The sequence below is a fragment of the Secundilactobacillus sp. MJ173 genome (assembly GCF_059704265.1).
The window spans coordinates 58,636-72,427 of record NZ_BAAKGN010000075.1 but is presented as its reverse complement, the minus strand read 5'-3'; the positions used below and the strand labels follow the sequence as shown (position 1 = coordinate 72,427).

The following is a 13,792-nucleotide window of genomic DNA, read 5'->3' as shown; positions in this document are numbered from 1 at the left end:
ATGTTTAAATTAAACTAAACGGCAGAATTTTGATGAATAAAGGATGTTTAGGGGTATTTACTGGCACGGTGGCTATGTATTCAGCTTTCATTTGCATTACTGACGATTGGTGTGATTAGCACAATGCTTGCAATTGATTTGCTACGGGTTGCTCCTACACCACCTAGTTAACAAATTTACATTCTTCGGAGGCTAACATGACACAAACCATTTTTCTAGTTGAAGACGAGCCCACCATTGCCCACACTATCGCACAATATTTGGAACAATGGGGCTACACAGTCACCACCGTTGGCAATTTTGCACACGTTGATGCTGAAATTGCTGATAGTGTGCCTAACCTGGTACTGATGGATATCCGGCTACCTTACTTCAATGGGTTTCACTGGCTAGAGTTGATACGGCAAAAATCGAAAGTACCGGTGATCTTTTTAACGAGTGTGAGTGATGACATGAACCTAGTAATGGCGATGAACATGGGTGCGGATGATTTTCTGACCAAACCCATTGAACTACCGGTTCTTTTAGCAAAGATCCAGGGTTTGCTTCGCCGGACTTATGAATACCAGCAGACTGATGGTATATATCATGCTGGGTCGTTTGAACTGGCTGCCTTAGATAATCGGGTAACTCGGGTGAAGCAAGACGCCACCCCTGCTCAGAGCATTGACTTAACGCCAACCGAAACACGGATTGTGCGGATGCTCTTTAAAACACCAGGGGCAGTCGTTAAACGCGAAGATATTATCCGTAAACTTTGGGAAAATGATGCTTTTATCGATCAGAATACTTTGGCGGTCACCATGACCAGGCTCCGGCAAAAAGTTGCGCCAATTGGGCTTGATATCGCTATTCAAACGGTTCGTGGCACCGGTTATCGATTGGCGGTGACGCCTGATGCATGATTTTGTTGCTTATTTGAAAGCACGGACACTAGTCTGGATAATCCTATTTCTAGTTCTGCTCATCAGTGCCGGAATCATCTTTCTCGAGGATCTCCCTTTTGTTGCATTATTAGATGGCTTGGTGATTGGGGCTGCTTTTCTCTTACCGGTACTCGCTTTTGATGCTTATCGGTGGTTGACCCACTACCGCCAGTTAGTGATGACACCTGAGGAGGATCCGCTCTCACACATGCCAGCACCGCTGAATGTCATGGACGAACGCTATCAGGCAATTATAAGCACTCAAAATCAGCTACGGCTTTCCACCCAAGTTTCAGTTCAAAAACAAGCACAGGCGCTTAGCGATAATTTCGCTCTATGGAGCCACCAAATGAAGACACCGTTATCTGCATTAGACCTTCTGCTCCAGGTACCGCCCGTTGATATCAAGGAAGCAAGGACTGAAGTTAAACGGATTGACCGGTACGTCCAGATGATGCTGACCTACATTAAGATGAATGACGTGAATCGTGACCTTGTATTGTCACCAGTACCACTTACACCGCTGGTCAAAAGCGTTGTCCGTGATTTAGCCGATCTCTTTATTGGTAAAAATTTGGCAGTGCAAGTGGACGCGCTACCCACGGTGGTCACTGACACGCAATGGATTAGTTTTATTTTTGAACAGATTCTCACTAACGCCGCCAAATATACCGAAACTGGCGGTGTGCACGTCTACGTCAAGGGAGATGCGATTGTGATCGCTGATACGGGTATTGGCATTACTGCCACCGATCTGCCTCGCTTGTTTGAACCGGGTTTCTCAGGCTACAATGGTCGGATGAATCAAAAAGCCAGTGGCCTTGGCTTAGCTATGAGTCAAACGATTGCGGAAAAACTCGGCCTCAAGCTCAGCGTAGACTCTCAAGTTGGGGTTGGTACACAAGTTTTCTTGCACCTGGCGCAGCAAACCTGGAAGATTGAATAGATGATACAAATAAGCACGACTAGCAATGATATCAACTAGTGGTGCTTTTTAGCTTACAACAATGTAAGGTTGGGTGCTACATCGTAAGTATCAACTTTCCTATCAGGGAGATATGATAGACATATATGAAATCAAGAGCGAGATGATAACTCATCGTGTCACTCATTTAGGAGGAAAAACATGCCAATTCTAGAACTTAAGAACGTCGCCAAAACCTATCACACTCGCTTCAATGCTAACGCAGTCAAAGCATTGACTGATATTTCATTATCCGTTGAGACCGGTGAATACGTGGCCATCATGGGGGAATCCGGCTCTGGGAAAAGTACGCTGCTTAACCTCATTGCCGCGCTGGATAAACCTACAGCGGGCAGTATCAATTTAAATGGTACTGAACTCAGCACCATACCCGAAAATCAATCAGCTAAATTCCGTCGGGAGCACTTGGGTTTCGTTTTCCAAGACTTTAACTTACTAGATACTTTTAATGTTAAGGATAATATCTTGTTGCCACTAGTTTTGAATAAAACAGCTGTCCCTGAAATGGAGAAACGGGTGAAAACACTGGCACCACAGCTGGGACTAGCTGATAAGTTGGAGAAGTTCCCCTATGAACTATCTGGCGGGCAGCAACAGCGGGTGGCAGCAGCTCGCGCCCTGATTACCGATCCCGAGCTGCTATTAGCGGATGAACCCACTGGAGCCTTAGATTCGCATACGGCTGATGAACTGCTCAAACTCTTTGCTGAATTAAATGCCGAAGGGCAAACGATTGTGATGGTCACTCACTCGGCTGTGGCTGCCAGTCATGCTCAGCGAGTTTTGTTCATCCGTGACGGCCGTCTGTTCCATCAGCTGTACCGTGGCGATCTGACTCAAGATGAAATGCTTGTGAAAATAAGCGACACGATGACGGCGATGCTGGCTAAACAGGATGAAAGTAACCAGTCTAATGGCTCTTCAGCAGCCACTGTAACTAAAAAGGAGGCAGACTAATGTTTTACTTCCGTTTAGCTGCCACCAATATTCGGGCGCATAAACGTATTTTTGTCCCCTTTATCCTGGCGATGACTTTACTCACAATCATGAACCTCGTCATCCTTTCGGCCCATAGTAATGTCAAAACCATTTTTGCAAATACCACTGTGGGTATTCAAGCAGGAGTCGGTGAGATGTTCAAGTACGGCGCTTACGTCATGATTGTTCTCGCGGTTATTCTAGCTTGGTATGCCAATGGCTTTTTGTTAAAGCAGCGAACTAAGCAGCTTGCGCTTTACAGCGTGATTGGCTTTGGTAAGCGGGAGCTACGGCGGATGGTAGCTGCTGAATTAGCTATTTGTGCACTGATCAGCATCGTGGGTGGTGTTGTCTTTGGTACAGCCTTCTCTCGCTTGAGTTATTTGATTTTAGGGAAAATGATTGGCGTACCCGGTAAGACTGCCTTTGGTATAAATCCCCAGCCAATTGTACAGACCGCTACAGTGATCGCCCTCATTTTCATATTGCTGGTACTGTTAGATGCTAACTGGCTCCGTACTCATCAGCCACTGGCGATGCTGCAGGCTGTCAGTGCTGGTGAACGCGAGCCCAAAACGCGCTGGTTACTGCTGATCGTCGGTATCATCACGACCATTATCGGGTATGCCGCTTCAATTGGGATTACCGACGCGCTTGGCGCCTTACAGTGGTTCTTCATTGCGGTGGTTTTGGTGATTATCGGTACGTACGCCTTATTCATTGCCGGATCTGTTTTTATTTACAAACGACTGCGCTTGAACAAAAAATATTATTACCAACCAGCCCATTTTATTAACGTTGCTAATATGATTCATCGGATGCGCCAAAATGGTGCCGGGCTCGCTTCGATTGCCATTTTAGCTACCATGACGTTGGTTACCATTGCTACCACGATCACCCTTTATCTCGGTGTTCCTCAAATCGTCAGTATGAATAACCCTACCGATTTTCAATATATTCGTCTGACGACGGCTGAAAAACGTTCAAAAAATGGTGTCACACCAGCGCAAAATCAGGAAGGCGTGGCAGCGATTGCCAAAAAGCACCATGTGACGATCACTAAGCGCAGCGTTGCGACAATCAGCGCTGCCTTGCCAGTTAAGCTTGGGACTGAGCGGGTCAGTTTAGCCAGTGATAAAGATTATAACGGCACGTTTGGGCCTAACAAAAGCCTTGTAAATGTCAGTATCATGACCTTGGCAAGCTACAATCAAATGACTGGTAAGCATGTTAAGCTTGCTGGAGATAGTATCCTCTTAGGTACTACCAATAAAGCGAAACGCACACAGCTGTACTTTGGTTCGCGGAGAATGCAAGTTCAGGGGACTGCGGCAATGCCCTATACGGTTAAAAGTGTCGCGGTCAATAACGGCCTGCTAGTTTTCAAGGATAATAATGCAATTTTACAAGCGGCCCGTTCGTTGAGTCCCAAGGCTGAAAAAGGCATCATGACAGCTCTGGGGAGCATGCAGACAACGGTCTATTTAAATCTAAAAGGATCAGATTCTAATCAAATTGCGATGACTAATGCAGTTAAACACGCTAATCTTGGTACGGTTAATGCGACCAGCGCTGCCCAAAACCGTAAAGATATTCTCAACTGGATGAGCGCTTTTCTCTTCATGGGGATTCTCATTGGGATCATCTTCGTCTTGGCAACAGCACTAATTTTGTACTATAAACAGGTGGCAGAAGGCCTTGCAGATGCTAAACGATATCAAATTCTTCAACAAGTTGGTTTAACCGAACGTGAAGTTCGCGCTACGATTAATTCTCAACTGCTGACCCTATTCTATATTCCACTGCTGGTAGCCGCCGTCCATACTGCCGTGGTCACACCGTTTATCCAACGGCTCCTCACCCTTTTTGGTATCTACAACTGGGGACAATTTGTTGGCATCGTTGCAGCAACGCTTGCAGTCTTTGCTGTTGTATATGTCATTATGTATAAGGCAACTGCACAAGTTTACTACAGGATAGTGAAGTAGCAACACAACTATTGATAGTTACGTAATAAGTTTTGAGTGTCGATGATTAATTGTCGGCACTTTTTTTGTAGCAATTGCGATCAGTTAGTGTCAAAATATATTTAAAATAGTCGGTAAACGCTAACAAGTTGTCTTTGAGTAATACAAGTCGTGTTAACGATGGAAGAAGGTCAATGGCAATGAAACACTTTCGCTTCTTAGTTTGGGGAATGGTACTGATTTCTTTGGTCTTTACTTTGATATTATTTTTTGCTGCGCCCCATCACGTCGTCATGCATTTTAATGATACTGGTATGGCTGATAGCTGGGGCAATCGAGCAGGCTTGTTTTTACAACCAATACTGTTGGTGGTCATTACTTTCATCTGTGATCGACTTGCTTATTCCAGGCGAAAGCGAGACGGTTTGGAGACCATGACGATCATCACTTATCGAGAATGGCGCTTTATAAGCTTCATCTTCGTTGTTTTGTTGATATTTGGTGGACTACAGCTTTATCAATTGGGTTGGTTGCACTGATGGATTGTTTCAATTGGTTACCTTTGTTTATCACTTTGTTTTATATTTCCCCTTAAATGTTCTAAATCCAATATAAAAACCAGATTTTCTCGATGACGGAAAATCTGGTTTTTATATTGGATATTTGGATTTAGTAAACAGACGACTCTTCAATTTCTGTTGGAGAAAAATCGAAAACATTAACTATTCAGACTCAATTCACGACATATAGAAGAACATGAATCAGTTTAAATGCCGTTTTCTTCGACTCTTACCCATGATTAGTAAGCCAATTTCAGACAATAATGCACTTAAGCCCAATAAAGTAGCTCCCTTAGAAGAAGTTGTTTCGCTTGTCTGCGGTAATTGCTGAGAACCTTGTTGATCTATTATCTGAGTATTGTTGGATTGGTTACTAGTAGTTTGGACACTATTTTGATCGTTAAGATGTTCTACTGACATATGCTCAACTTTAGTCGCAGTGTTGTCGCCAACGGTTCCTGTTCCCTTTTCGGCGGGTCCTTCAGTTAGCGGCTGTGTTTCGGGAGTCTCAGGTTCGTTAGTTACTGGTGGTGTTGGGATAGTATCATTATCCTGTTCCGGTGTTACGGATGGTCCCTCTGGTACCAAGTGATTGTAATAATGATCAGGCGTTACCGAAACACCATCAGGGATTTCCGTCTTGACCTGGATGCCATCACCGGGTGTTCCTGGTGCTGTGTAATCGTAGTAATCATCATGTGTAACCGAAAGGCCTTCGGGAATCTCCGTCTTGACCTGGATGCCATCACCAGGTGTTCCTGGTGCCGTGTAATCGTAGTAATCATCATGTGTAACCGAGAGGCCTTCGGGAATCTCAGTCTTGACTTGGATGCCATCACCGGGTGTTCCTGATGCCGTGTAATCGTAGTAATCATCATGTGTAACCGAAAGGCCTTCGGAAATCTCAGTTCTAATCTGTGGTGAATCGGAACTTAAAGCGGCCTGAACGAAATGGACTTCAAAATTGGTGTCAGCGGGGACCCCGCCAGTCTTTACACCTGACCCCATAAAGAGTACTTTAAGCGAATCATTCGTAAGTCCCTTAATGGTCACCGTTCGTTGTACCGGATTATTCAGTTTGTTAGACTGCGTTTCAGGATCCCATTCTAGGTCTCCAGCAGTATACGTCAGTGTTGTATCAACATACGTTGGTGCAGCACTGACAGAAACAGACTGATTATTAGCCCGTAATACTTCAAAAGCGGCACTCAGAGAGCTATCGTTGCTGAGCATGTTAGAAAGCGCTATAGTGTCGTCATGAATTTGATGGTAAATTGCTTCTTCTTTAAGTCGATCAAATCGCTCATGAAATACCTCATTTCCATCGCTAGAAGAACCTTCGCTAAATACGAATCTAACTTCGTCACCATCTGAAGTTAAACCGTCAATTGTATCATTCATATCAATTGAGGCATCCTCAAGGTCAGGGTTATAACCAAATGTTTGGTTGACATAATTGCTGACGTCCTCGTCCCATGCGTCATGGCCTAACTTTTCAGAAGATAACATTAGCCGATGCTCGACTCCAGGGGTATTGCCTGATTCATAGGCACCAACATAATCAAATGCAAATTGATAATCCGTCCCGTTTGCGTCATTATATTGGTCAATGTCCGTTTTCAACTTTTCTTCAATGATACTTAAAGCCTGCTCACTGGTCATGGTGGTGTCCGGTTCTTGATAGTTATTCGAGACTAAAATGTACCCTTGAGCTTCCAGACTCGCAATTTCATCATTGACCATCTGGGTAGCGTCTTTCAATTCTGAGGTAACTCGAATATTAAGCACATCGCCACCTGCAGAATCATTTTTGAACGTGATAGTTTGAGTAGCTCTATCAGCCATTGCGTATGGGCGACTTGTAATAACCTGTCCGGAATAGCCATCTCCGTTGTTGATTAATGTTGTTTTGTAATCATAATCTGTGTTAAATAGTTGTTCAGAGGTAAATTTGGTTTGAATTAAGACGCTCACATGAATGCCGGCATCAGACAGTTTCTGGAGGGCTTGTGTAGGATCAGTGAGAACCTGGGTTTCAGCAACAATACTACCCACTTTGCGATCTTCAAAGCTCTGAACTCGGTTTGCTAGATCGGTGTAACGAACGTTTTCAACCCAAGGTGTACTACCAAAGTAAGTGTAATAGTTACCTGAATGCGTCACCTTATCGAGAGTAATGTCATTATCCGCCATCGCTTGTTTAATTGATTCGTCAACCTTTTGTAATGCAACATCAGCTTGTTGTTGAATTACCTCGGAAGCAGGTGCTTGTTCATCTGAGACAGCGGTGATGACCTGAGCCTGTCCAGTTTGTTTGTAAGCAGCTGTTGCTTGTTTTTTAGCTACTTCAATATCAGCAGCTGTCGCATCACCTAAAGCGGTTACCTTAGCCGATTGATCATTTTCATCAGTTACTGATGGCGTTTTTGTTGGTTCATTTAAGCTATCGCCACCGGTAGTACCACTTGGTGCATTTTTTTGCTCAGCAGCAACTTGCGCTGGTTGGTTATCGTCTCCGGAAGGTTCCTCGCCTTGATTTGCTGGTTGTGCAGGTTTAGTGGTTGCAGTTAAATTCACCGCTTTACTTTGAAGCGGATTCTGGCTGTCATTTTGATTGGCCGTGTTAATTTCATTTGCTGATGCTTCTGTTGCAGCAGAAGCGGTGGTTGAAACACCAACGATGCCAAAGGCGGCTACTATAATCCCCATTGCTACCCATTTCTTACCAACTTTATATAATTTGACGTGTCGTTTTCTAATGCTTGTGTCAGTCAGCAACTTCTGATACTTCGATTCTCTATTCATGATGTTTCCCCCTTCTGAAGAAAAACGTTAGCTACTAATTCTCCCCAAACAAACTAGCATCAAGTTCTCATGTTTGATGACTAGCTTTCTGATATTCGCAAATATAAATTATATAAAGGTAATCGTCAGCATATAATTTATAGCGTATACCATTGTTTTTTTTGTAGAAGCATAAACGCTATCTTTACCGGTATAATACTCTAAAAATTTGGAGGAGGTCAACCACTTTTACTGCTAATTTTTAAATTAATTTACAGTTATGGAAAACGATTCCAATTTTGGAAAGCTGCTGTTGGGTAATTATCGGCACAGTTAAAAAGAAGCTATGATTTTGAGGTGAGTTAAAATCATAACTTCTTTAATTTTCAACCCAATATTTACTTAACTAACCAAAATCCAAGCAGAGCCAACCCGCCAGCTCCTATAATAAACAGCAGCATGGTGACAACGAAAACAACTTGATCTTTTATTGCGTTGCGCTGACGTTCATTTTCATCGATGACTTTATTCTTTTCGAAGGCAATGATCTCACTATAAGTTTTCAGTTGATGTTGTCCTTTCCAACGTTCTATCTTCATGCCAGCATACAGCGAAATATTTACTAATAAAACAGGTAACACCAAGCCCCACCAGCCCCAAAACTTGATTGATGGTCCAATTGATAGTGCACTTATTCCCAGCATGACAGTCATTAGCCAGGCCCATTTGCTGGTGCGTGCGTAGCTTAATTCATGTTTCATCACCGTCACGTCTCCTTTCAGTAAATCATCCAGAGAAACATCAAACAGAACACTTAACCGCAGCAGATTCTCTAAATCAGGATAACTGTGCGCCGTTTCCCAGTTGGAAATCGTTTGCCGCGACACGTACAGCTTTGAAGCAAGTTCATCCTGTGTTAGTCCTAATCGTTCTCGGTTAAGTTTGATTTGATTATGAATATCCGTCGTTACCACCTCCCGTTCAATATTAATGTAGCGCATAACCGATATTATTTCAGCCAAATTTGGCTGTCATTGGTCATTTAATGGTGTCAAAATGAGTTGACATCGCTTTAAAGCCAAGTTTATTCAGAGATTGACTGACCTCGCATACAGCCAAAACGACTCAAGAAATTTTGAGAAGTTTTGGCTGTTTTTTTATCAATTATAAATTTTCTTCAGAAAACAAGCCTAATTTAGCAAGGTTTAATCAGCTAAACTAAAAAAAGCTCAGTTTTTGTTGAGTTTTTATTGGTAGTTGACCAAGCCGATATCATTTACGCTTAATTCATCATGAAGTCATGATATCACCCGGTTTTCGATGGCCCCGTATGCGAGTGATCAGTGGTGTACATAAAGATTAATATGGGAGGTAACACTCACCGGAAGCCACCAGCTCAAAACCGTAGAACAACGATAAATCGCTAACTTAGTTTGGCTTTATCCCAACACTATTTATGTAGGAGTTTCTGATGCAATTTAAAAGGATAAGTATGACATCAATTTTGGCTTTGATATTAGCTTTTGCAATGGTGATTGGCATTATTGCAAACCTGGTCAAACCCATGAGTTTAAAATCTGCTGCACTAGTCATTATTGGTTGTGCAATCATTTGGTATCTTAAGCCGCTTTTCTTAAAGTGGGCGAAAAGGCTTTCAGAAAAAAGTATGACCCGACTCATTTATCTGACGATGGTTATCATCGTGGTGATTCAGCTATTGGTCCTCCAGTTCTTACCCGTTTCGGTTTACCATGATCCCTTTCGAGTGCTTGTTCAAGCAGAGCAACTTGCCCATGGTAATCTAAGCTGGAATGGTTCGCTCTATTTTCTGCGCTTTCCTAATAACGTTTCGCTGACAGTTTTAATGGCCTTTTGGCTGAAGTTAACGAGTCTGGTTCACTTGAGTACCTATTGGGGTATTCATTTATTATCGATGATCTTGCTCGATGCCTTCATTTTCGCCATGCTGCGTTCGGTTCGCCGATTGAGCCATCAAAACGATGTGGTATTACTGGCCGCACTCTTCTTTTTGATCAGTCCGTTTGCCTATACCTATTATCTTCAGGTGTTCTACTCTGATCTGCCGTCAATGGTGAGTTTGGCCATTGTGTTCAACGTTTTAATTGGCTGGCAGTCATTTACACGGTCGAAGAAAATTTTAACCGGTATTGGTTTAGTCCTATCCGTGATCCTCGCTGAAGTGGTTAAGCCGAACCTGATTGTGTTGCTGGTAGCGGTATTGTTGGTGGCCATTTGGCTATTCTTTAAAGACCGCAAACAACTCAATGCGGTTAAAATGCCATTTATTTTAATCATTTTAGGCTTTCTTTTAGCAGTACCAACCGCTGCAGGTCTAAAAACGGTCAGCCACTACAAGGTGAATAATGATTATGCCTTTCCAGCTACTCACTGGATTTGGATGAGTTACAATCCTCACGGCAACGGTGAGTACAAGTTTCGTGATGTGAAAAAGTTGAGTGCAATTCCAGGGAAACAAGCCAAACAAAAGTATCTCAACAAAGCACTGCCTAAACGTTTAAGTAAGTTAGGTCCGGTTCGTATCGGGGAACGCTGGATCGAAAAAGCAGGTATTCTGTTAGATGTTTCCACCATTCAAAAAGCTTATACGGGTGGTTTTATCGCCCCACCAAAAGCCTATCAAAAGGTTGAAATCCCGGTAGCCGCTTTGGGGATGGTCGTCATGCGAGTTGGGTTTATTCTGCTTTATAGTGAAACCCTCTTACGTTGTGGTCGTCTGTGGCGGAAACGTCACGCCGTTAGAAACGATGACCCGCAGCTAATGCTGACCATCTTGACAGCACTGGGTTACATTGCGTTTCATACCCTGCTGTGGGAAACTGAAAGCCGCTATGGACAAGTGATGATTCCATTACTGGGGATTCTTTGTTCAATTCCCAGTTTAGCCTTGCCGGATGAACGACGGATCACCCGCCGAACCAAAACTGAGGGGGTGGCAACCGCTACTATCTTGGTTTTAGCATTAGCGGTCTTCGCAGTTGCCCCCCACGGCCATCTGGCGACTAAGGGCGATCATGTTGCCGGTCAAGAAAGTCAGTTGTCGCTCCAATTCGATGCCAAAGAAACCCGGATTCAGCCCGGCAGTACCTTGACTCAGCAGGTCAAATTGAATCATCCTGCACGTAAATTTAAGGTGTCGTTGGCTCCCGGTGTCAAATTCCGCGGTATTTTAGTTAATGAACAAACCCATCACCGGTATACGCTTGTGCGGACTAAAAAGGCGTTCAAGTTAAAACGGAAGTTACCCATGGGTAAATACCGAATCGAATTAGCCAATAATCAATCACGGACACAATCAATTCTGTTGACCAAGACGTTATCGTATCGGTTAGCGCCCTATCCGTTGGTTATTAATCAAAACCAACACCCTTACTGGTCATTTGTTTACACCTTTTCGCGGTAGTGTAGCTGTGAAACGAATCATAACGTTACGATGACCCATAAAAGAGGCTGCGATATCAATCGCAGCCTCTTTTTATGGATTAATTTGATTATAGCGAGCTTACACTGATTCACTATCATTACTTTCAGGCACATACCGGAGAATATTCCCGAGTGGGCAATCTAAGACCTGGCAAATCTTCTCTAACGTACTAAAGCGGATGGCCTTAGCCTTACTATTCCCGGTAATTAAAAATAAGCTTTAATAAATAATGTGATACCTAAGCCAAATGCGGCCAGTGCAATCAAGGCACGTAACAAGGTGATATTAATGTGGCGGACGATGATTGGCCCCACATAGCCGCCGATAAATAACCCGATACCCATTGGAATCACGAAATGCCAAGCAATGCGGGTGCGGAAAATAAAGACGATGGTAGCAATCAAATTGCTGGCAAAACCGATGACGTTCTTCATTGCGTTGACCACCAAAAAATCGTCGTCGGTGATGATCGATAGCAAAGACAGTATTAAGATACCTGCACCAGCACCAAAATAGCCCCCATAGGCGCCAACAAATAAAATACCGAAGTAACTGGCCACCTGAATAATGGCATGCTTTTTGGGGTGCAATTTAGCGGCTTTAATTCTTTCAGCGGTATCACCGGTTCGCCGGCCTGAAGAAATCAATAAAGCCCCTGCCAAAAAGATCAAAAACGGCACGATTTTTTCAAATGAAGATTCCGGTGCAAGAATTAAAGCGAGACTGCCAATAATCCCACCGACTAAAGCCAGTGAGACATATAACGTTAATTGACGCCAGTGTCCGCGTAGTTCTCTCAGGGAGGACACTGTGGAGCCAATGCCGGTAAAAATCAGTGAAGTGGTGTTGGTAACGTTAGCAATGACTGGCGGCAGTCCAACCGCCAACATTGCAGGATAGGACACCAACGAGGCTAATCCAGCGGTGGAAGCCAGTATCCCGGCGAGAAAACCAGCACCGATTAAAAAGAGAATTGTTAGAACCATATGTATGACCTTCTTAGTGGTAATTTTAGATAAGTGTAACAACTAATACTATCATAATTGGGCCGAATATGTTAATTGCTACCAATATTACATATTACCCAAGTCTACCAAGTTTGATTGATTAGTTGGAACGTTTGCGGTGTACGTGAACCTTACTTTTTCGAAAGTTAAATAGTTGTTTAAAAAAAAGCCATAGCAGTTGTAATCGCTGTGGCCTTAAGCCTTCAGGTACGCACTTTTTAACATAATATGTCCGGTGATCGTGACAAGTAGCTGAGCTTACTTTTATTCATCTACTCTCTGCTGGATTGTGTCAGATATATGGACTTGTGTCCTAAATTTTTCCAGATCATGGTTATTAGTTGTTGTATTATCCTTGTGATTTAACAATGAACGCAACGCCTTTAGATTACTGACATATACACGAGTAACATACGCACGAGGGACTATCCGTGCCTCTTTTACGTAGCTCCCTTTATGATAAGCCATTACATAAGGGTCCTTGAGGCCAGGATTAAAGCCGGTAGTTAAGGTTAATTTCGTCCACTCATTTCCCATAGTGCTGTCAGTAAACCATGACGTCCAATAACCTGCAATTCTTTTATTGTCAGGTAATTTTGTATAGCCAACTTTATATGACAAAAAGGGATTAACACGATCAATATTGGCAACCCCTTTATAATAGCCGAATGTTAAAATTCCGATACTAACAATGATGATTAATATTAACCCACTTAAGGTGTAAGTCCAATTCCGATAACGTTTCTTTAATTTCACATCATGGTCAATCTGGCTTGCCAAAGGCTGGTTCTTAACTTTATCCATAGTAATCTCCTCGTTAAACAGTAGTTTTTCAAGCGAGATATCAAACAGCTGACTTAACGTATGTAAGGTTTCCAAACTGGGCATATTTTTCCCAGTTTCCCAAGTTGAGACTGTTTGCCGCGTCACGTGTAGGCGGTTAGCTAATTCTTCTTGAGTCAGATTGGCTTGCATCCGTAATCGCTTCACATCATCTTTAAAGCTCAAAATCTCACTCCTTCTAAATCATAGTCAAGGCTCTAAGTTAATACTAGCAAGAATGCCTTGCTGCCGTCACGCAAGTATTACTAGCAAAGGCGCAGCCACAAGGATAGACTACAG

At 43.2% G+C, this 13,792-nt stretch carries 11 protein-coding genes; 6 read left to right on the top strand and 5 right to left on the bottom strand.

Annotated features, from left to right (window positions below; translation table 11 throughout):
* Nucleotides 1–197: 197 nt before the first annotated feature.
* From AC6H04_RS12265 to AC6H04_RS12245, 5 genes are all read left to right on the top strand, one after another.
* Nucleotides 198–905 carry a response regulator transcription factor gene (locus AC6H04_RS12265; RefSeq protein WP_497571944.1) on the top strand — a complete coding sequence of 236 codons (708 nt, stop codon included), beginning with the start codon at nucleotides 198–200 and terminating at the stop codon, nucleotides 903–905.
* On the top strand, nucleotides 898–1,872 hold the full coding sequence (locus AC6H04_RS12260; protein WP_497571943.1) for a sensor histidine kinase: 975 nt from the start codon (nucleotides 898–900) through the stop codon (nucleotides 1,870–1,872). The genes AC6H04_RS12265 and AC6H04_RS12260 overlap by 8 nt, the downstream gene beginning before the upstream one ends.
* 180 nt (nucleotides 1,873–2,052) lie before the next feature.
* Nucleotides 2,053–2,868: an ABC transporter ATP-binding protein gene (locus tag AC6H04_RS12255; protein ID WP_497571942.1), complete on the top strand. Its 816-nt coding sequence runs from the start codon at nucleotides 2,053–2,055 to the stop codon at nucleotides 2,866–2,868.
* Nucleotides 2,868–4,877 carry an FtsX-like permease family protein gene (locus tag AC6H04_RS12250; RefSeq protein WP_497571941.1) on the top strand — a complete coding sequence of 670 codons (2,010 nt, stop codon included), beginning with the start codon at nucleotides 2,868–2,870 and terminating at the stop codon, nucleotides 4,875–4,877. Before AC6H04_RS12255 ends, AC6H04_RS12250 begins: the two co-directional genes overlap by 1 nt.
* Nucleotides 4,878–5,050: 173 nt before the next feature.
* Complete coding sequence (locus AC6H04_RS12245; protein ID WP_497571940.1) at nucleotides 5,051–5,395, top strand: DUF1648 domain-containing protein; 345 nt, start codon at nucleotides 5,051–5,053, stop codon at nucleotides 5,393–5,395.
* A 222-nt stretch (nucleotides 5,396–5,617) separates the two neighbouring features.
* Here AC6H04_RS12245 and AC6H04_RS12240 read toward each other — a convergent pair whose 3' ends face one another.
* A complete protein-coding gene (locus AC6H04_RS12240; protein WP_497571939.1) occupies nucleotides 5,618–8,221 on the bottom strand; it encodes a KxYKxGKxW signal peptide domain-containing protein in 2,604 nt (867 codons plus the stop codon).
* Nucleotides 8,222–8,598: 377 nt separating this feature from the next.
* The gene (locus AC6H04_RS12235; RefSeq protein WP_497571938.1) at nucleotides 8,599–9,222 is read right to left on the bottom strand and encodes a helix-turn-helix transcriptional regulator; all 624 of its coding nucleotides are present in this window, start codon (nucleotides 9,220–9,222) and stop codon (nucleotides 8,599–8,601) included.
* 470 nt (nucleotides 9,223–9,692) lie between these two features.
* Between AC6H04_RS12235 and AC6H04_RS12230 the strand changes: the two genes are divergently transcribed.
* On the top strand, nucleotides 9,693–11,642 hold the full coding sequence (locus AC6H04_RS12230) for a glycosyltransferase-like membrane protein (protein WP_497571937.1): 1,950 nt from the start codon (nucleotides 9,693–9,695) through the stop codon (nucleotides 11,640–11,642).
* Between the two features lie 99 nt (nucleotides 11,643–11,741).
* Here AC6H04_RS12230 and AC6H04_RS12225 read toward each other — a convergent pair whose 3' ends face one another.
* The 3 genes from AC6H04_RS12225 to AC6H04_RS12215 form a co-directional block, all read right to left on the bottom strand.
* Entirely contained in the window at nucleotides 11,742–11,870 is a 129-nt protein-coding gene (locus tag AC6H04_RS12225; protein WP_497571977.1) for a helix-turn-helix domain-containing protein, read from the bottom strand.
* Nucleotides 11,870–12,649: a sulfite exporter TauE/SafE family protein gene (locus AC6H04_RS12220; RefSeq protein ID WP_497571936.1), complete on the bottom strand. Its 780-nt coding sequence runs from the start codon at nucleotides 12,647–12,649 to the stop codon at nucleotides 11,870–11,872. The genes AC6H04_RS12225 and AC6H04_RS12220 overlap by 1 nt, the downstream gene beginning before the upstream one ends.
* A 285-nt stretch (nucleotides 12,650–12,934) precedes the next feature.
* The gene (locus AC6H04_RS12215) at nucleotides 12,935–13,678 is read right to left on the bottom strand and encodes a helix-turn-helix transcriptional regulator (RefSeq protein ID WP_497571935.1); all 744 of its coding nucleotides are present in this window, start codon (nucleotides 13,676–13,678) and stop codon (nucleotides 12,935–12,937) included.
* Nucleotides 13,679–13,792 lie beyond the last annotated feature (114 nt).